Genomic DNA, 19458 nt, shown 5'->3' with positions numbered 1-19458 from the left:
ACTGCTAAGCCGCAATCACTATGATTTCCGGTTTTATTGAATCCATAATCCTAAGGGATCTCTGGAAAATAACATTCCATTGCCTATGCACTCATGCACCCCCTTCAACCTGAAATCTTACTTGTTACCAGTTTCCCAAAGGCATTAACAACCAACTTTGCAAGCACGGCGAATAGAACTTAAGGCCAAAGGGTAGATCCAACTCTAGACGGAGATAATGCTACGCTCAACTTTCTATGCTTCATCTGTATCAAGCGCATCAGAACAATCGCGTGTTTTAGGCAGTGAAGCGGCCTTCCCAATTTTTGATTAGAGGAAGTGTGACGACGCCCAGCGCCTACACCGCCGTTTTCGAGCTTGCGTGCAGTAATCGAAGGAGATAGCTAATGAATATGCAGAAGAATCATCTGGCACGAAAGACGACAGCACTTTTGAGCGCGATCGCCGCTAGCAGCTTTTTGGGCTTGCCCGCGTTAGCAGGTAGCTCTGTGGGTATGACGAACACGGGTATTGACCTGGCTCAAACCCCCTCAAATATCGATCAATCGCAGTGTATACCTTCCAATCAGGCGAACCAGCCGTCTACTACAGCAACACCAGATGCTTCGGCCCCAGCAGCGGCTCAGTTGCCTAACCAGTCTGATCCACGGACAGGCATTTCTTCCTCTGACCAAACCGTGTCCTCTTCCAGTCAAACATCAGGCAACGCTGCTAACACCCCCTCGACTAATGCTTCCGCTGTGCAAGCGGCTGATTCCGCCAACACCAACCGCCAAACCAGCTCGTATAACCAGGGCAGTGCCTATGGCGATGTACTCTCACAAGGGGGCGCTACGACCGGTGGTTTTGCCCGTCAGCAAGTTTTAGCGGCTAACAATCCTGATGACTATCGAATGGTTAGCAGTCGGATCAGCTCTAACGAAGAGCGCTCCAACTACAGAAGCGGTGCTAGCCTGAATGGCAACATGGGTTCAACCATGAGTTCTAACGATTCCACGCGTTCTACCACAGGTAATCAACCTTACAACCAGTCGTCATCTTCTGCGGCAAGCACTACGATCGCGCTATGCCCCAATGGTGTAACGAGTCCTCAATCAGTCACACCATCAACCCGCCAAGCGCCCAGTCAGCCTAACCTCGATACACAGCCGTCGTCATCCCAACAGGTGTCGCCACAGCAACCAACGGGTAATGAAACCCGTCAATCTCCCGCAGATGATAACAGCGGCAGAACCCGGTAGTATCGACACGATCGCAGCGTAAAGGAACAGCTTGCCTTGCGCCGCGATCGCGTTACGAGTCTCAATGCCGTCTAGAGCTAATCTAGACGGCACTTTTCATGCCTTCAAAACATAATGGCTGGCCTGGAAAGAAGTTTAGTAAGATGGATCGCTCATTAGTGAGTAGAAACGCGCATCTGCGGTTGCCGCTCAGCCTACTCATCCACATGGGTGAAGTCATACATTCGTTTGGCACGCGACTCTAGAACCAGGTACAGTCGGGATGGGATGCGAGAAGAGATGAAACTCAACCGTTTAGTCGGTATGGGCCGCTGATCGCCTGTTTATCTATGGAGCGTGGTTTAGTGCAACTGGGAGCATACTTGCTCAAGCTCAGCGCGATCGCGCTAGCCTGCTTTCTTTCAGGTAGGCTAACGGGTTTTGTTACTCATTTGCCTTTAGAAGCATCGCCCATTTGGTTTCCGGCGGGCATTGCGCTAGGTGTCTTGCTTTTAGGCAATCGTCATGCGTGGGTGGGCATTAGTCTGGGAGGCTTTTTGCTGGCGTTATCCGCTGGGGCCGCATGGATCGTAGCAGCCGTGGCCGCTTTTGGCATGACGGTTGGCGCGATCGTGGGTAAAGTCCTGCTGCTACGAGCTGGTTGCTCCCTGGCCTTAAACAGTCTGCGAGATACCCTGAGTTTTCTGGCACTGGCCGTTGTTGTCTCGCCAACGCTAAATGCTACCATCAGTACGCTAAACGCCTGTGCGGCTGGCCTTCAGCCCTGGCAACGGTTTGGTACCCATTGGTGGGCGATCGCGCTGGGTGACGGGATCGGCATTTTAGTCATGACGCCGCTCCTTTTGGTCTGGTTAAGCCAACCGTTGTCAAAGGCAAACGTATCCAAGCAGAACAGTCCGCTTTGGCAACGCCTGGTCACAGTCGGAAAGCAGCCGTGGCAGCACAATAAACTTTTTCGGTGGCGCGTTTTTGAAGCACTGGTCTGGATCACATTGCTGATTACGCTCAGTTGGCTTGTGTTTTGTGCGCCGATACAGGCCGGAGTGCCGCGCTACCCGTTGGAATATCTGCCCATCGCGTTGATGATTTGGGCTGCATTGCGGTTCGGGCAACGAGGCACTGTACTGAGCGGCTTCATCGTCTCCTGCTTTGCGTTTTGGGGGTTAGCGCAACAGCAAGGCCTACTGTTGATGGATGCGAACGGGGATACAACGCAGGCGATTTTTCTACTGCAAGCGTTTGTTGGGGTCACAATGGGCCTCGCGCTCATGCTGACGGCCACGATCGCCGAACGGCAGCACGCAGAGATTCAACTACGGTTTGCCGCCGATCGTGAACGCTTACTGGCTGAAACCGCGCAACGCATTCGGCGATCGCTAGATTTAGAAGAAATCCTTCACACGGCCGTGGCCGAAGTCCGGCAGCTTTTACAGGCCGATCGAGTGTTCATCATGCGCCTGGATGCGTCGGATCATTGTCTTGCTGTAGCAGAGTCCGTGGCTCCCAATTGGGCCTCCGTGCGAGGATGGATCGCGGACCAACGGGTAGCACAAGCGATTGAGACACTCTTCAAACAGGAATCTCTGGAACAACCGTGCAGTATCAAACCCATTAAAGCCATCAACGATACAACGCATGTTGAAGACCCTCCACTATTGGTTGAATACCATCACTACTGCCAGGTAAAAGCAAGCATTGGCATTCCCATTATGGTGTGCAACAGCATGTTTGGCATTCTGATGGTCAATCAATGCTCCGCACCCCGCTACTGGCAGCCGCTAGAAATTAATTTACTGAAACAACTGGGTACTCAGGTTGAAATTGCCATTCAGCAGGGGCAACTCTATCAGCACCTACAAACCCTTGCAGCTAGCTTAGAAGGGCAAGTCCAGCAGCGCACGGCTGAATTGCAAGAGCGTATGCAAGAGCTACAAAGCTTGAATCAGGTCAAGGACTTGCTGCTGCATGCCGTTGCTCATGATTTACGCACCCCAGTGCAGGGTATGCTCATGGTGCTAAAAAGTTTAAGAAGCAAAAATAGCGGCTGCGAGGCTATGCCGGTACCATGCGTCAAGGTCGATCGCATGATTCAAAGCTGCGATCATCAGCTCAACCTGCTCAGTGCGTTACTAGAAGGCCACACAGACGATAAGCCTGCAACCGTGCTCCAGTGTCAGCCCATTCACCTGCATCAGGTTGTAGATCAGGCTTTGGTTAACCTCAAGTTGCTGTTTGAGGAAAACCAGGTCAACCTCAAGCAGCAATTCTCACCGGACTTATCTCCTATCAATGCCGATCCGTATCAACTCCAGCAGGTTTTTGAGCACTTACTGCGAAACGCGGTCAAACACAACGCGCCCGGACTAACTATTACCATCAACGCAACCATTGCCCCCTGTCCTGTTTCCGCTGCCCGTATTCTGTATTGCACCATCGCTGATGATGGGCAAGGGATGAGCCAAGATAAGTGCGATCGCCTCTTCAACCTCTACATTCGGGGAATCGATAATCAGCATCTGACAGGTATTGGGTTGGGATTACATCAGTGTCGGCAAACGATTGCAGCCCATAACGGACACATTGGCGTCATGAGCCACCCTGGTAAAGGCTCTCAATTTTGGTTCACGTTACCCCTGGCAGAACAGGCGCTGGAGGCAGGGCATGCTCCCTCAGCAAAACCCCAATGGCCTAGCCAAGTTGATGCCCACAGTGGGCGCAAAAGCGATCGCCAGGGGTAATGGCCGTCCCACACTGGCTACAAAAATTTCGCTGTTCGTCTGCCGTATGAGAGCCAGCAGTATTAGTTTGAGAGGCTTTAGACGCTGAGGGTGCGATCGGGTTCATACTCATGTGCATAGAACCCATCTGCATCGACATGGTGTTTCGATCCATCTGCATATTGCCCATCGTCATTGGCGGCATTGGAGTCATGAGCGGCATAGGCTGTATCGAAGGCATTGTGGGCCTAGAGTCCCCAGGCTTGTGTGCAACAGATTGAACCTGTAACGGTTGAGCTTCTGCCAAAGAGGGGGCCTCATTCAACACGCTCAAACGGCTGCCCTGAATTGATATAAACCACTCGCCCTGATCGGTATATAGCTTCACAACGAGTCCGATCGTCGATCGCAATACTTCTGGTGGTGCCGTCCAGGAACCCGTTTGAAACCCGCTACTGGACTGCTGCTGCTGCCCTGGATAGCTGCTAGCAACCGTCACCAGCGTTTGGTGCTGCACGTTTTCAAGGTAGACAGTCTGTCCAGAACCCAGGTCACAAAGGTATCCCATCGTTAGCACCGCACACTACAGCTCACTTCATCTCTATTGTGCCAGGGATATTTGCGCGATGGGTTGATCTTCTGTGCAAAGTCGCTTGCCTGCTGTGCTTACAAAAAGGACAGCAGGCTACTTAGAGACCAGCTACCAGTCAGCCGTTGCTAACGCTCAAAAATGGCACCCCGGCGCATCAGATCTGCTACAACAGCTCGCGTCAAACCCTGATTCCTGCCCATCAACGTCTGCTCAAAGATCGCACCCGCTAAGTTAACATCACTCAGGTCAGCCCACCGCAAATCAGCATTGCTCAAATTAGTGCCGTAAAGGTTTGCACCCGTGAAATCAGCCTTGGTCAAGCTCGATCGGCGCAAGTCTACGTGATTCAAAGAGGCGAGGTGAAGACTGGCATCGTCTAGCCTGCAACCAATCATGACTGCACGGCGCAAATCAGCATGGTTTAGATTGGCTTTCGTCAGATTTGCCCCGGTAAGATTAGCGCTTAGCACTTGTGCTCTTACCAAATTGACCCTCATCATGTCAGCACTCACCAGGCTTGCACCGTTCAAATTTGCATTCACCAGCATGGCACCTGCTAGATTTGCGTTGATTAAGCTCGCTTCTGATAAATCTGCATTCACCAAATTTGCTTGCGAAAAATTCGTCGCAATGAAATTGGCTCCTGCTAGTTTGGCAGAGCGCAGATCAAGCCCGCTTAAATTTGCGGTCGAAAAGTCTTTAGAAGGATTCAGGCCAGCAATCTTGGCAAGTTCAAAGAAATCGTCCGTTTCTGCCTCTACGATGCGCTGAATCAGTTCTCGAAGTCGCCTCAGAGATCTTTCACTAACCATGTTGTAAACTGCCCATTGAATGTTGGGCAGTAATCGAGGAACACATTTGGCTAAAACTACAGTGAAGTTTCAACCCGTTTCGCAATGACCTCAATGTTGCCCTTAATGCTGGCTGCTTACTCCCAATAGCACTACGGCTTAACGCTAAAACATGAATGCTAAAAAACCTCATGCTCTATTGTAGATGAGGTTTATTACAAATAAATTGTCAGGAAATGAAAAATTTGCGATCGCAAAATCGACGGCGATCAGTTCTCGCCTGTAATCAAGCTTTTTTCATGACTACAGAACTTACGCAGACCTCGGAGGTTTTCACCAAGCATCGTCACTGCATGTACTTGCTTAAACCTTTGAGGTTCTAGTCAGAATACGTAAGTCTACGACTAGAACAAAACTTGATCACTGAGCATCAGAGCAAATCTTGCTTGGAGACACTTATGAGAGAAAACGGTTAAGCAACGTCAAGCTCAGACTTTGCAACCCACATCTCAATTAATCGCTCAATCACGGCCTGCTTGGCGGGACTGATGCCCTCAGGCATCAAGCTTTTCATTAATGCCTCAACGTCAGACGCTTCATCTAAAAGCCTAGTTTGCCGACCTGATGGTAACGTCCCACGATCAGAAGGTGCAGTGAGGCGATCCAGGCTGTCAAATTGGCGATGTTCCGGTCGTAGCATGTTAATGAAAGGGGGTACGTTTCAAGCGGAAAGGCGCTAACCTTTCTCAGGACAAATGAGCGTGCATTTCAAAGACAAGACGAACTGCTAAAGACTGGTAGACAACAGCAAAATAGCCAACGCTACCTCTCATGCATCTTAGCGCTTCGACGCTTACAGTCAAGCGTGACATCACTAAAAGCAGTTGCCAGTTCTGGAAACCACTGATGCCTTATGCTAAACCCAGCCCTTGTCAGAGGCAATCCTCGCCAAATTTTTCTTTATCAGTCTTCATACTAGCAGTATGCCCAGATGAGCAGACGATAACATCACCCAACTAGTTGTAAACGACAGAAGCAGAATCTTCATACAGAAATTACGCTTACTGGTCAAGCGGCTCTTGTGTCCGGTGGGCGCTGTGGTCGTCGATCGCTTGGGCAATAAACCACTCCAGCCTGGAAATAAAGACAGGCTCAGCAAACTCACGTGCCCGCTCAAGACATGCTTGTGCAGAAAAGCGCCGCCCTTCAAATTGAACGATCGCGTTGCTTAAGCTTTCTACGGTAGGTTGCGAGAATAGTAAGCCTGTACGATCGTTGAGAATCACTTCCCGAAGGCCACTCAACGCGGAGGCAATCACAGGGACACCGTGCCCCATCGCTTCCACTGGGGCAAACCCAAAATCGGCATGCTGACACGGAAAAATTAAAGCTTTTGCATGGGCATAAACGTCGATCATGGCGTCTTCAGGCAGATCACCAAGCAAGCGAATCTGTGAACCAGCCAGGTGCTGAAGCCGTTCGCGATCGCTCCCACTACCCACTAGCCAAAGCGGACGATCAAGCTGATTACAAGCCGCAATGGCTAAATCAACCTGCTGGGTTTGGGTCAATGGCCCTACATATAAGTAGTAATCGTTTCCGGCTTCGCCACGACCTCGAACCTTAACAGGTGGTGGAATCACGGCAGTTGATCGACGATACAGTTTGCGAATGCGCCGCGCTGCCATTTCAGAATTGGTGACAAAGCGATCGACCCGTTGTGCAGTGTAGAAGTCGTACTGCCGCAGATGGGTTTCAGCCCAATGCTGATACCAGCGGCGATCGTGCTCTTTGGGGAGTAAATCCCACAGGTCACGGGGCGGAGTATGGCAGTAGCTAACGTGGAGCGTTTCGGCACGAGTAAGCACCGCTTTACTCAGGTACGCTCCAGACGACGAAAGGACTAAATCGTACTCGGACAAATCTAGCGCTTCCCAGCAGTAGGGCACGAATGGTCTCCACGCCTGGTAGTGGCGTGCAATGCCCGGTAGCTGCTGAGAGGGTGCTGTGCGAATATCCCAACCATCAAAAAGCGCGATCGCATCGCCTAATTGGGCGCGATCGACAAACGCTGTGTAGACGGGCGCATCGGGATACATCTGATGCAGCACGCGCAGCACGCGTTCGGCCTCGCCATATTCGCGGAGATGATCATGAACCAGAGCAACTTTCATGCCAACTATCCTTTGCGATCGCGCTAACAAGCACGGGAGAAAGTGAGGTCATTGTCGTCTCAGCTTACCTGTCATTCACACTCATCAAGCTTAGGGCGCGTTAGCAATTAAGCTCAGAACCCTTGAGGTATCAGCCTTACCGCGCCCGTCCTCACAAACCAGACTAGTGGTTGGCGCTCAATCGAACTCAACAACCTTTGCAGAGAGGCTTGGGCGTGCTGTCTGGTGTCTACCCGTTTCAAGTGGGGAGCAATCCGCTCATGCAACCGATTAAACTGTTCCCCCCAGGCTTGAACCTCTTCGCTTGAAACACTTGCGGCGGCTGTCCTTAGAACTGAACTGAAGCCTGGAGTCATTAAATAGGACTTACGTAGTCGCCCCCTAAATTCCCCAATGCTGGGGGACTTTGAGTGCTTGCTCCCCCAAATTTGGGGACTGGGGGGCTAGTTTTAGAGAATTTGCGTAAGTCCTGTTAAAAAACTTTTGTGCATTTCCTACCTAACCTTTCTAGCAATCTACAACTGTAGTACTAGGCGCGGTTTTACCTTCTGCCCTCAGCCTTTCATTTTGAGCCATCAGCAGACAGCCGTCAGCCAACCGTAAAACGAAAGCAAACTACAGCTTTCAACGCTCCACTGTCCCGCTTGCTTCTAAAAACCACTTTTCTGGTACACCCTTTCTGGTGTGCCTGGAAGGCCTTGGGGCTTACAACCAGCAACTTCTTTTACCCTCAGCCTTTTACATTCTGCCCTCAGCCTTTTGCCTTCTGCTTTTTACTATACCTGCCGTTGCGGTTGCTTAAGCAGAGCTGGCGTTATATCATCTGCCATAGTTAAATACGGTTTTCCGACTGAATATTAGGTGTATAGGTATCAGGAGTATGGAAATGAGATCTGTCTTAGTGAATGGTCGGCTCTCGATCAAACGCTTTGGGCTACTGGCTATAGCCTCATTGCTGATCGTTTTAACGGTGACAAGCCTGCTGCAACTAGCAACTCCTGCCCAAGCTCAAACAGCGCCAACGACTCCAGCACAAACAGTGCCAGCACAAGTAGCACCTGCACCATCAGCTCAACCGAACAAAGCCACTGATGCAGTCTTGGACTGGAATGCTACTGCGCTGAGTGTCTTACCCGCCCCACCCGCTCCGCAACAATATCGCGGTTTGGCGATCGTGCATGCAGCCATTTTTGATGCAGTGAATGCAATCGATCGCCGCTATGCCACTTATGCAGTTGAGGTTAAAGCACCTGCGGGAGCATCGGCTGAGGCGGCCGCCGCAACAGCAGGACATGACGTGCTTGTGCGCCTTTACCCGTCTCAACAAACAGCGTTTGATGCGGCGTTGACAACTTCACTAGCAAAAATTGCGGCAGGGCAAGCAAAAGAGGATGGCATTAAGGTTGGTCAGGAAGTGGCCGAACAATTAGTTGCCCTTCGTAGCAAGGATGGAGCCGATCAGAAAGGAACGTACAAGGCAGAATCGCGTCCTGGCATCTGGCAACCCACACTGCCTGCTTTTGCTCCTGCCTTGCTGCCCCAATGGGGTACGGTGAAACCGTTTGCGATTCAACGTGCGGATCAGTTTAAAATTGCTGCACCATTGCCATTAAATAGCAATGCGTATGCCAAAGAATTGAATGAGGTCAAACGCTTAGGCGGACGAAACAGCACTGCCCGCACACCTGACCAAACAGCCGCAGCCATCTGGTCACCAGCCCCCCCTGCTGTCATCTGGAATGCAGCGGCGCGTGCGGCGGCGATCGCCAAAGGTAATACGCTGATCGAGAATGCTCGCCTGTTTGCGCTCCTCAACATTGCAGGCGTTGATGCTTACATTGCAGGCTATGACGTGAAGTACAAGTACAAGCTCTGGCGACCTGTAACTGCGATTCGCAATGCAGATACCATTGGGAATCCTAACATTACTCCTGATCCTACATGGGAACCACTTATTGTTTCGCCAGCCCACCCCGATTACATCTCTGGGCACTGTGTGACCGCAGGTGCAGCCGAACGCATTCTTCAAAACTTCTTTGGCAATGACGCTGTTAACGTCAGCATTATCTTTCCAGCCAATGTAGGCGTAACACGCAGCTTTAGCACCTTTTCACAGATTGCTAAAGAACTGGGAGAGGCCCACATTTGGGGTGGTGTACATACCCGCACGGCGGATTCGCAAGGCGATGTGTTGGGCAAGCAAGTAGGCGATTATGTCTTCAACCATGCCCTGCTTCCCTTAAAAGGCTAGCGAGTCGTCGAAAAGTCCATACCAAAAGGTAGCCATTGCTGGCGGTATGTGCTGTTAGCAACGGCTCGTACATGATTAGCGATACAGCCATTCAAGGTATGGTTACATTCACCGGATCCTATATTCCATACCCTGAACCCGCAGTCATCCTGGCTATAGCTTGTAGCGCGACCCGTTGTTGAACTGACGGGTTAACTCTAGCGATGTCAACGGGCGCAACGTCTTCACCTGTTGATCGGCGATCGCGTCTTCTTCGTCACATTGCCGCTTAAGTTGGCGAACCGTCTCTTGTCCTGCGCCAAACAGCAAACCAATGACACCCCCAATGATGAGATAGTCTTGCTTCAAGTTTCGATAGAGGTCACTTGAGTAAGGGCAGGGGGCCAGATTTAGCATGACCAAACCCAATCCAACCCCAACGGCTGACGTTACAACACCCGAAAAAACAATGCGTCTCGTGTTCATTTGGGTTCTCCTCGCAAGACTAATCTCGCGACGTGTGTATGGCGTACTGAAAGTTTTCCCAGACAGAGTGGCGTTCTACCAATCGATCGAATGCACGCTCTTGCTTCAGTGAATGCTAGCTTTTGCTTTGATTATGGCAAGCTTTTGCGAAATACTATAGCAGATGAAAAAACCTGTAATATTTCGTTTGAGACTGCAATCGCCATTGCAATCAAAGCGCCCTTCTATCCTCCAGGTTTGGTGGAAGTGAGTCTCTTCAGCTTCTCAAAAGCTCGGAAATCGGGGTCTCTTCACGCGGCAGTCTGTTCCAGCACAAAAGCAGAAAAAAAGACCGCGATCGCGGTCTTCAAGCCATTCATCTTATAGAGCCTTTGCAACGGATTTTTTGGTTAACTGAGTGGTTCACCCTGAATCCTTCGAGTGGCTTCTGGCTGCGGTGCTTCACTCATGCCATCATGGGATGCTTCAGGTTCGGCATGAGGAGGCGATCCATCGGGCGGCTTGTTTCTGTTTGGCCGTGATCTGTCGAGGAATTGAGTTTCCAGAGTTTTAATTACCACATAAAGGACTGGTACGAATAGAAGGCTGAGAAACGTCGCGACGAGCAGACCACCAAAGACCGCCGTGCCCAACGAGTGACGAGAGTTTGCCCCTGCCCCAGTTGCCGTGACGAGTGGAAAGAAGCCAACGAGTGCCGCAAAGGCTGTCATCAAAATGGGACGGAGCCGTTCTTCTGCTGCTGTTAAGGCCGCCTGAACGATCGACTGACCCTCCTCACGCGCCTGGTTAGCAAATTCCACAATCAGAATGGCGTTTTTACTGGCAAGACCGATCAGCATGACGAGCGCAATGTTGCAGTAAACATCATTCGACAGGGTTGGATCAATAAATCGCCGTAGGGCAACAGCACCCAGCGCACCCAAAATGGCTAATGGTACCGTGAGCAAAATAATCATGGGATCGATGTAGCTCTCATACTGAGCGGCTAGCACCAGAAACACCATGATGATGCCAAACAAGAAGATCAACGGCCCCAGACTTCCAGCCGCAATTTCTTGCCGGGTCAAATCTGCCCACTCAAACTTGATCCCCGGTACGGCTAGTTTTTTGAACGCATTGCTAATGGTCTCGATCGCTTGACCGCTACTGTACCCTGATGACTGCGTGCCTTGCAGCAAGATGGAACGATAGCCATTGAAGTGAGAAATGACGGCTGGCCCTGTAAATGGCTTAATCGTCACTAACTGATCCAGTGACACCATATTGCTGGTGCCCGTCGTGCTGCTCGATCGCACATAGATTTGTTTGAGATCTTCTGGCTTACTGCGGTACTGCGCGTCTAACTGCACATAGACCTGGTAAAAGCGCGGGCCTAAAACAAACTGGTTCACATACGTTGAACCAATGCTGGTACTCAGTGCAGTCAACGCGTCATCGAAATTCACGTTCAGGGCATTCAGTTGATCTCGATTGATGTCAATTTCGTACTGTGGGGTATTGGCACTGAATTGGGTAAACGCTCCTGGGGGCTGAAAGATGCCGCTCTGATTGGCTTCTTTCAGAATATCTTGAGCATTGGCAGCAAATTCCTGGAACGACAGGCGACCATTCGTGGTATCCTGCACCTGCATGTTAAAGCCACCCAACGGACTAAATCCTGGAATGGCGGGAGGACTAGACCCAACGGCTGTTGCACCCGTAATTTTGCCAGCGAGTTCGCCATTCAACTTTTTAAGAATGGCTGCAACCGTTTGGTTGGCCTTGGGACGATCGTGCCAGGGCTTGAAATGGGCAAAAAAGATCCCCTGATTCGCCGCATTACCGTTAAACCCAGCACCGCTAATTTCGGCTGTAGACTCAATCTCTGGCACACTCACCACCGATTGATGCACCTGATCCAAAATATCGCGTGTGTATTGTAGTGAAGCAATGTTCGGCCCCTGCACAAACCCCAGCACAGATCCCTGATCTTCGGCTGGGACGAAACCCGCTGGCACCACGCTGAACATGAAAACGGTGCCGACCAGCCCCAGGGCAAAAATGCCGATCACTAAGTAACGCAGCCGAATTAAATACTCCGTTGTGCGGATGTAGCGATCACGCACCCAGCTAAAGCCCCGATTGAATTTGTTAAAAAACCAGCCTAAAGGGCCACTGGCCTCCTGCGGTGGTCGCAGCAAGATGGCCGCAATACTGGGGCTAAAGCTCAAGGCATTAAAGGTGGAAACGGCGATCGAAAACGCAATAATCAACGCGAACTGCCGATACAGCAAACCCGTCGCACCAGGGAAAAAGGCAACGGGCACAAAAACCGCCATCAGCACCAGCGAGGTCGAAAGAATGGCTCCCGTGAGTTCATTCATCGCCTCGTAGCTGGCTTGCCGGGCCGTCATGCCCTCGTTTTGCATCTTCGCGGCGACGGCTTCCACCACCAGAATGGCATCATCTACCACCAATCCGGTTGCCAGCACCAGCCCAAACATCGTCAAACTGTTGATGGAAAAGCCAAACACTTTGGCAAAGATCATCGCGCCGATTAACGACACGGGAATGGCGATCGTCGGAATGATCGTAGCCCGCCAGTCTTGCAAGAAGACGAAAATCACCAGAATCACCAGCACAATTGCCTCTGCCAGCGTAATGATGACTTCCTTATTCGACTCTTCAATAAAGCTCACCGTATCGTAGACCAACTCTGTTTCGATGCCCGGTGGAAAGCTTTGCTTCAGCTCTTCCATCTTGGCGGCCACTTGTTTTGCCACATCCAGCGCATTACTGCCGGGTAGCTGATACACCCCTAGCGCCACGCCAGGTTTGCCGTTGATTTTCGCAGAACTGCTGTAAGACTGTGCGCCTAATTCAACGCGTCCCACATCTTTCAGCTTTGTCTGGGTACCATCACTGCCCACTTTGATGACAATATTCTCGGCATCGGCAACGCTCTTAAACTGCCCCTGTAGCTTGAGTGGAATTTGGAACTGTTGCCCCTTGGGCGCAGGTTCAGACCCGATCGATCCACCACCCACTACCACATTCTGGGCTTGGATCGCACTCACTACATCGTTAACAGCAATTTTGCGGCTAGCCAGCGCATTGGGGTCAAGCCAGAACCGCATGGCATATTGAAGCTGCCCAAACACGTTTGTTTGACCAACGCCTGGAATCCGCGCCACTTCATCTGTGACGTAAAGGTCAACGTAATTACTAATGAAGGTCGCATCATATTCATCATTCGGCGAAAAGAAGCCATAAACCACCAGAATACTGGGAGAGGCAGTTTTCACCACAATGCCCTGCTGCTGAACCGATGAAGGTAACAACGGTGTTGCCTGCTGCAAGTTATTCTGCACGTTTACCTGGTCTTCATTGGGCTTGGTATTCACCCCAAAAAAGGCCGCAATATTGCTGGAGCCTGCCACACTGGTCGAGGAAAAATACTGCATGTCGCGGGTGCCGTTCAGCTTCCGCTCAATGGGAGTGGTCACGGTCGTCTCGATCGTTTCTGGATCAGCACCAACGTAGCTGGCCGTAACCTGCACCTGAATGGGCGCAATTTGGGGCACATATTCAATCGGCAAGAGCGGCAAACTCACCGCTCCGAGCAACAAAATGACGATCGTGCAGACCGTTGTCAGCACCGGACGTTTAATAAACGTATCCGCAATGGATAAAATCACAGTGGCTGCCTCTTAACAACTGAAATCAACAAACTAGACTCAACTAACTGGCGGCATTGGTGGGTGAGGCACCGGAAGCACCACCTGCTTGAGGCGTAATCGGTGCACCATCACGCAATTTAGCCACGCCAGACACAATGACCCGATCGCCTGGTTTTAGCCCTTTCAACACCTGATAGGATTGCCCCTGAATATTCCCCAACGTGACGGGCAGTTGGTGCGCGATCGTCTGACTCTTCCCCTTGTCATCCGTTTTGTCTTCGGCCACAAACACAAAATTTTGCCCCCCGATCGGCGTTACGGCTGTCGCAGGCACCATGACCCCTGGCTTGGTTGCCCAGATCACCCTCGCCCTGACATATTGCGCATCCCGTAGTTTCTTACCATCGTTTGGAAACCGCGCGCGCGTGAGAATGGACTGATCTGCCGCATTGGCCTGTGAAGCGACAAAATATAGCTTTCCTGTACCCAATCGCTCGCCACTGCTGGGGTCAAGCAACTCAACCGTTAGCCCTGTGCGCACCTGCCCGGCCTTGCTCAGCGGCACCGGAATTTGCAGATCAAACGAGTTGTTTTGGTTGATGGTGGTGAGAGTTTGCCCTGCCGTGACGTAGTCCCCTGGCTTGAGTGTAATATTGCCGACTGAGCCTGAGATGGGTGCCACCACCCGTTTGTAGTTCAAGCTCACCTGAGCGGTATCCAAATCAGACTGTGATTTACTGACGGTTGCATCGGCCTGGTCAACGGCAGCCTGTTGCGCACTTGCCTCATCCTGATTTTGCCTTACCGTCGCCAGAGCCGTTTTTTCAGTCGTGGCATATTGATCGGCAGTTGCTGCGCCGACCGCACCCTCTCTGTAGAGCTGCTGATAGCGGCGATTATTGACCCTTGCCAGTTCATATTGCGCTTGAGCCGAAGCTAGAGCCGACTTTGATGCCTGAAGTTGCTTTGCTGCCGTATTTCGAGCCGCAAGATTAACCCCGATCGTAGACTGGGCACTCCTAACCTGCGAAAGCGTATCGTCTGGATTGAGAATGAAAATGGGGTCACCTTGATCAACCCTTGCGCCAGGTTGCACCAAGATTTGTCCAATGCGTCCCTGAATTTGCGGCACAAGCTGCACCGTATTTTCTGCCTGTAGCGTGCCAATATACTCAATGCTGTCCTGTAGGGTGCCATTCTGCAAGGTTTGCACCTGCACTTGAGAGGGCGGCGGGCCACTCGCTTTAGCAGCACTGTCGTTTTTACTACAAGACGCTGTACTTAGAGACAGCAAGAGTAATGCACCAAGGAATGGGTATCGTTGCACGCTAACCTCCAAATATGAAAAAGCTCACGAGCCGTTGGTCGAGACACATGGCTAAAGGGCGATGAAATGTCGCAAGGGCGATCGCATACTAAACGATAGAAACCAATAGGACTTACGCAAAAGCGGTCATCTTTCGCCCCTTAGCCCCCAATTCATAGCCCTTGGGCATACCCTTCGGGAAGCAAGCTACAAGAAAGGGAGAACCGAGCCAATTAGCCCCCCAGAATTAGGGGTTTGGAGGCAAATGCGTAAGTCGTAATCAATTGAAACGTAGCGTTATAGCCATAGAGACTTGCTTAACTTCAACGGTGTCGAACAAGTTAAGCCTGTGAAAGCTTGAGTTGTGATCCCCTCGTCTATACATCAATATCACTGCTATCCAGCCAAGCTGAATCAGTCAGAAAAAGACATATGGCGATTGTTGTGCATTGGCTGAAAAATTGCCTCATCCGATAGGGTAGCAATTGTGCTGACTATATTTGTTAACGACAAACGTTTGCTATCTACTTTGAGACGGATTTTAGAAAGAGGTTCTCTAGAAACCAGGCTCCTACTTCCTACTGGTATCCAATTCAAGCAAGCTCCAGCTTCCTTCTCGGTGGGTCACACCGCTTAACCTGACTCAGCTCTGTCTAAACGCAACGAGTTGATCGCGTCCGCAAAAACCACGATCGCGGTACGAATGACGATCGCGAGTTCTGGATCAGCTACGATCCGGTCTGCATTAAGGTTTCGACCCAAAAGCGGCACATCAATCGAGGCGTCAGGAACGATTTGCCCCGACATTACAGTCAAAATCTCGACTAAAGACGCTTGGGCATGGGTCGCGCGAGGTGAAGCGTTAAAAAGAGCGATCGGTTTACCGACAAACTCTTCTCCACTTACCAGCCAATCCAGTGCATTCTTCAATACCCCCGGTACACCATGCGCATATTCAGGGCTGCAAAGCAGCAGTCCATCGCATCCACGCAGTTGCTGTCGCAAACGGGTTACAGCTAGCGGTTCATCCGGCTCAAGATCAGGATTAAAGTGGGGCAACGCACCAAGCTCGCCATACAGGCGAATTTTCACATCATCAGGTGCTAAGACGATCGCAGCTTGCAGCAGGGCCGTGTTAGATGATTGCGCCCGCAAACTTCCTGAAATAGCCAGAATTTGTATGAGTTGAGCGTCAGGCTGCATGTGGGTTAGCCCATGAAGAGAAGCTACATCCAACGGATAAAAGCAAGCTGTAACGCTCGTTTGCACCAGTAGATGATCGATATGACTTTTATGATAGAGGGTTCCTTGTTAACAGGAATGGGGAGCGGAGAGGCAGGGGAAGCAGGAAAGCAGGGGGACAAGCAAAGCTCAAAACTTCCTTTTCTGCCCTCTGCCTTCTGCTCTCTGCTTTGAGTCATGAAAACAAAGTTTGACTGACAGATATTGTTTTTTGTAATTTGATTCGCTATAGTCGTTTCATTACAACAGCGGAGAAAACAATATGCTGTCACGTCAAATTGGTACAGATGGTGCGACGGTAGGGGCGATCGGGTTGGGTTGTATGGGCATGTCAGACTTTTATGGGCCTGCCGATCGAGAAGAAAGCATCGCTACGATTCATGCGGCACTCGACGCGGGTATCACGTTGCTCGATACGGGCGACTTTTACGGCATGGGGCACAATGAGCTACTTCTGCACGAAGCCCTTGCTGGAAGACGACGGGACGATGTGTTTATTGGAGTCAAGTTTGGAGCGCTACGATCGCCCGATGGCAGCTTCATTGGTTTTGATGGTCGTCCAGCCGCCGTCAAAACCTTTCTGGCCTACACCCTGAAACGCCTGGGAACCGATTATATTGACCTCTATCAGCCCGCTCGACTTGACCCAACCGTGCCCATTGAAGACACCATTGGGGCGATCGGCGAAATGGTGCAAGCTGGCTATGTCCGGCACATTGGGTTATCAGAAGTGGGTGCAGAGGTGATTCGGCGGGCGCATGCTGTACATCCCATCTCCTGGCTGCAAATTGAGTATTCGCTGCTGAGCCGGGGCATTGAAGCTGAGATTTTACCCACGGTGCGTGAGTTAGGCATTGCCGTCACAGCCTACGGGGTGCTGTCACGAGGATTGTTGAGCGGTCATTGGTCAAAAGAACGATCGGGCACTGCGCAAGACTTTCGGGGGCATCTACCCCGCTTTTCGGGCGACAATCTCGATCGCAATTTGTCCCTGGTGGAGGCGCTGCGAGAAATTGCCCAGGCTCAGAATGCTACGGTCGCGCAGGTAGCAATCGCCTGGGTGCTGTCACGCGGTAATGACATCATTCCCTTGATTGGTGCGCGGCGGCGCGATCGGTTAGAGGAAGCTTTGGGCGCACTGAATCTACAATTGAGTGAGGATGATCTGGCTCAAATTGAGGCGGCCATTCCGCCAGATGCTGTGGCAGGCGATCGCTATGATCCGGGTCAAATGGCACTGCTCAATAGCGAGAACGTGTAATCGAGGGAAAACAACCGTTGAGTGATGTAGCGCTAACACCAGAGCGGATTCTTGATGCCGCAGAAGAAGTCTTGCGGCGGTATGGCCCCGCGAAAACAACGGTTGTAGATGTGGCTCGCTTTCTAGAGGTGAGCCACGGTACCCTTTACCGTCACTTTCCCAGTAAGGCGGCGTTGCGTGATGCGGTCGCAGAACGGTGGTTGCATCGGGTTGCCGCGCCGCTATCAGCCGTTGTTACCGATCAGGGGTCTGCGATCGAACGGTTGCATTGCTGGTTTGAGCTATTGATGAAGCTGAAACGGCAAAAAGTATTGGATGATCCAGAACTGTTCGCCACCTACGCGGCGATCGCAGAAGAGGCGCGAGACGTGGTGCAAGCGCACGTTCGTGACCTGATACAGCAACTCACTCAAATCATTGAAAGTGGCATTGCTAGCCAGGAGTTGATGGTTACAGATGCCCATGAGGCGGCAAAAGCTCTCTTTAGCGCGACGGTTCGCTTTCATCATCCCGTCCATGCCCATGAATGGAGCCATCCCTCGATCGATGCTGATTTTGCGCACGTTTGGCAGTTAGTGCTAGTCGGTCTGATCACCGATCGAGCCAATGCTTTACACGAATGACCTGTCAGTGGGATCACGCGGCTTTAGTTTGTTAACGTTAGTTTGTTGAACTGCCTCGTTCGCTGACAAACAATCGATCGACTTACGCCTACAAAATGAAACCGAAAAAGCATCATCACCATGCCACCTCTGAAAATGCAGAGAACCATCTTTCAGGAGTAGATATTAAAAAGAAAGATCTTAAGAAGAAAGATCTCAAAAAGAAAGACAAGAAGGAGAGTCAGCCAGACGCACAGCAGGAAGCACACAAGCCAGCCAGACTCCAACTCAGGGAGCGAAGAATCTTTCATCACATCTCTGAAGCAGAGGGCAGTTCCAAGCTGTCTAATAAAACCTATGAAAAAGAGCTGGCTAATCTCCAGATAGAGCTGGTGAAGATGCAATATTGGGTCAAGCAAACGGGCACCCGTATTGTGATTCTGTTTGAAGGACGAGATGCAGCAGGCAAGGGTGGTACCATCAAGCGCATTACAGAACCTCTCAATCCGCGTGGTTGCCGCGTGGTGGCACTGGGTACACCCAGCGATCGCGAAAGAACAGAATGGTATTTTCAACGGTATATTGCACATTTACCCGCAGCAGGCGAAATTGTGTGTTTCGATCGCAGTTGGTATAACCGTGCTGGGGTTGAACATGTGATGGGTTTTTGCACCGATGAGCAATATCAGGAATTCATGCAAACCTGCCCAGAGTTTGAGCGCATGTTGGTGCGATCGGGCCTCATTCTGCTGAAATACTGGTTTTCTGTGAGCGACGATGAGCAAGAACGACGATTTCAATCGCGCCTGACCGATCCGGCCCGTCGCTGGAAGCTTAGCCCAATGGATTTGGAATCGCGCGATCGCTGGGTCGAATTTTCTCAGGCTAAAGACGCCATGTTTGCCCATACTAATATTCCCGAAGCGCCCTGGTTCACAGTGGAAGCCGACGACAAAAAGCGTGCCCGCCTCAATTGCATCAGTCACATTTTGAGCAAAATTCCCTACATTGATATGACACCAGAACCATTAGAGCTACCAAAACGCAGGAGTGCCCCCCACGATTACGTGCGCCCACCCCGCAACGAGCAATTTTTTGTGCCTCAAGTGTATTGAGGCACCGTTGAATTCGCCTTAAAGGTTGAACTTGCTTTGAAA

General features: G+C 51.1%; 14 protein-coding genes. 6 read left to right on the top strand and 8 right to left on the bottom strand.

The features are described from left to right. Positions 1 to 386 precede the first annotated feature (386 nt). Together AC5JLP_RS08955 and AC5JLP_RS08950 are read left to right on the top strand one after the other, a co-directional pair. Positions 387 to 1241 (top strand): hypothetical protein, encoded by an 855-nt coding sequence (locus tag AC5JLP_RS08955; RefSeq protein ID WP_496067589.1) that lies wholly within the window; start codon positions 387 to 389, stop codon positions 1239 to 1241. 329 nt (positions 1242 to 1570) lie between these two features. Next, positions 1571 to 3979: a sensor histidine kinase gene (locus AC5JLP_RS08950; protein ID WP_496067588.1), complete on the top strand. Its 2409-nt coding sequence runs from the start codon at positions 1571 to 1573 to the stop codon at positions 3977 to 3979. Here the strand turns inward: AC5JLP_RS08950 and AC5JLP_RS08945 are convergent. From AC5JLP_RS08945 to AC5JLP_RS08930, 4 genes are all read right to left on the bottom strand, one after another. Further along, on the bottom strand, positions 3930 to 4526 hold the full coding sequence (locus tag AC5JLP_RS08945) for a zinc ribbon domain-containing protein (protein ID WP_496067587.1): 597 nt from the start codon (positions 4524 to 4526) through the stop codon (positions 3930 to 3932). The two genes, AC5JLP_RS08950 and AC5JLP_RS08945, sit on opposite strands and share 50 nt — an antisense overlap. 149 nt (positions 4527 to 4675) lie before the next feature. Further along, a complete protein-coding gene (locus AC5JLP_RS08940) occupies positions 4676 to 5362 on the bottom strand; it encodes a pentapeptide repeat-containing protein (RefSeq protein WP_496067586.1) in 687 nt (228 codons plus the stop codon). Between the two features lie 451 nt (positions 5363 to 5813). After that, positions 5814 to 6041 carry a hypothetical protein gene (locus tag AC5JLP_RS08935; protein ID WP_496067585.1) on the bottom strand — a complete coding sequence of 76 codons (228 nt, stop codon included), beginning with the start codon at positions 6039 to 6041 and terminating at the stop codon, positions 5814 to 5816. A 361-nt stretch (positions 6042 to 6402) separates the two neighbouring features. After that, positions 6403 to 7515: a glycosyltransferase gene (locus tag AC5JLP_RS08930; protein ID WP_496067584.1), complete on the bottom strand. Its 1113-nt coding sequence runs from the start codon at positions 7513 to 7515 to the stop codon at positions 6403 to 6405. 886 nt (positions 7516 to 8401) lie between these two features. Here AC5JLP_RS08930 and AC5JLP_RS08925 point away from each other — a divergent pair. Then, a complete protein-coding gene (locus AC5JLP_RS08925) occupies positions 8402 to 9766 on the top strand; it encodes a vanadium-dependent haloperoxidase (protein ID WP_496067583.1) in 1365 nt (454 codons plus the stop codon). Positions 9767 to 9919: 153 nt separating this feature from the next. Here AC5JLP_RS08925 and AC5JLP_RS08920 read toward each other — a convergent pair whose 3' ends face one another. From AC5JLP_RS08920 to AC5JLP_RS08905, 4 genes are all read right to left on the bottom strand, one after another. After that, the gene (locus AC5JLP_RS08920; protein WP_496067582.1) at positions 9920 to 10231 is read right to left on the bottom strand and encodes a hypothetical protein; all 312 of its coding nucleotides are present in this window, start codon (positions 10229 to 10231) and stop codon (positions 9920 to 9922) included. Between the two features lie 389 nt (positions 10232 to 10620). After that, the gene (locus tag AC5JLP_RS08915; protein ID WP_496067581.1) at positions 10621 to 13908 is read right to left on the bottom strand and encodes an efflux RND transporter permease subunit; all 3288 of its coding nucleotides are present in this window, start codon (positions 13906 to 13908) and stop codon (positions 10621 to 10623) included. 43 nt (positions 13909 to 13951) lie between these two features. Then, on the bottom strand, positions 13952 to 15217 hold the full coding sequence (locus tag AC5JLP_RS08910) for an efflux RND transporter periplasmic adaptor subunit (RefSeq protein WP_496067580.1): 1266 nt from the start codon (positions 15215 to 15217) through the stop codon (positions 13952 to 13954). A 612-nt stretch (positions 15218 to 15829) separates the two neighbouring features. Next, positions 15830 to 16399, bottom strand: coding sequence for an NADPH-dependent FMN reductase (locus tag AC5JLP_RS08905; RefSeq protein ID WP_496067579.1), 570 nt, complete (start codon positions 16397 to 16399; stop codon positions 15830 to 15832). 301 nt (positions 16400 to 16700) lie between these two features. On the opposite strand from AC5JLP_RS08905, the gene AC5JLP_RS08900 reads away from it, so the two are divergent. From AC5JLP_RS08900 to ppk2, 3 genes are all read left to right on the top strand, one after another. Then, positions 16701 to 17699 carry an aldo/keto reductase gene (locus AC5JLP_RS08900; RefSeq protein ID WP_496067578.1) on the top strand — a complete coding sequence of 333 codons (999 nt, stop codon included), beginning with the start codon at positions 16701 to 16703 and terminating at the stop codon, positions 17697 to 17699. Between the two features lie 17 nt (positions 17700 to 17716). Beyond that, the gene (locus AC5JLP_RS08895) at positions 17717 to 18322 is read left to right on the top strand and encodes a TetR/AcrR family transcriptional regulator (RefSeq protein WP_496067577.1); all 606 of its coding nucleotides are present in this window, start codon (positions 17717 to 17719) and stop codon (positions 18320 to 18322) included. 95 nt (positions 18323 to 18417) lie between these two features. After that, positions 18418 to 19416 carry a polyphosphate kinase 2 gene (gene ppk2, locus AC5JLP_RS08890; protein WP_496067576.1) on the top strand — a complete coding sequence of 333 codons (999 nt, stop codon included), beginning with the start codon at positions 18418 to 18420 and terminating at the stop codon, positions 19414 to 19416. Positions 19417 to 19458 lie beyond the last annotated feature (42 nt).

The sequence above is a fragment of the Stenomitos rutilans genome (assembly GCF_059505485.1).
This window is presented reverse-complemented; position numbering and strand designations above follow the sequence as displayed.

Excerpts from the sequence above, each read along its gene's own strand:
- AC5JLP_RS08955 (WP_496067589.1), top strand. The coding sequence starts at position 387 with ATGAATATGCAGAAGAATCATCTGGCACGAAAGACGACAGCACTTTTG.
- AC5JLP_RS08950 (WP_496067588.1), top strand. The coding sequence starts at position 1,571 with ATGGAGCGTGGTTTAGTGCAACTGGGAGCATACTTGCTCAAGCTCAGC.
- AC5JLP_RS08945 (WP_496067587.1), bottom strand. The coding sequence starts at position 4,526 with ATGGGATACCTTTGTGACCTGGGTTCTGGACAGACTGTCTACCTTGAA.
- AC5JLP_RS08940 (WP_496067586.1), bottom strand. The coding sequence starts at position 5,362 with ATGGTTAGTGAAAGATCTCTGAGGCGACTTCGAGAACTGATTCAGCGC.
- AC5JLP_RS08935 (WP_496067585.1), bottom strand. The coding sequence starts at position 6,041 with ATGCTACGACCGGAACATCGCCAATTTGACAGCCTGGATCGCCTCACT.
- AC5JLP_RS08930 (WP_496067584.1), bottom strand. The coding sequence starts at position 7,515 with ATGAAAGTTGCTCTGGTTCATGATCATCTCCGCGAATATGGCGAGGCC.
- AC5JLP_RS08925 (WP_496067583.1), top strand. The coding sequence starts at position 8,402 with ATGAGATCTGTCTTAGTGAATGGTCGGCTCTCGATCAAACGCTTTGGG.
- AC5JLP_RS08920 (WP_496067582.1), bottom strand. The coding sequence starts at position 10,231 with ATGAACACGAGACGCATTGTTTTTTCGGGTGTTGTAACGTCAGCCGTT.
- AC5JLP_RS08905 (WP_496067579.1), bottom strand. The coding sequence starts at position 16,399 with ATGCAGCCTGACGCTCAACTCATACAAATTCTGGCTATTTCAGGAAGT.
- AC5JLP_RS08900 (WP_496067578.1), top strand. The coding sequence starts at position 16,701 with ATGCTGTCACGTCAAATTGGTACAGATGGTGCGACGGTAGGGGCGATC.
- ppk2 (WP_496067576.1), top strand. The coding sequence starts at position 18,418 with ATGAAACCGAAAAAGCATCATCACCATGCCACCTCTGAAAATGCAGAG.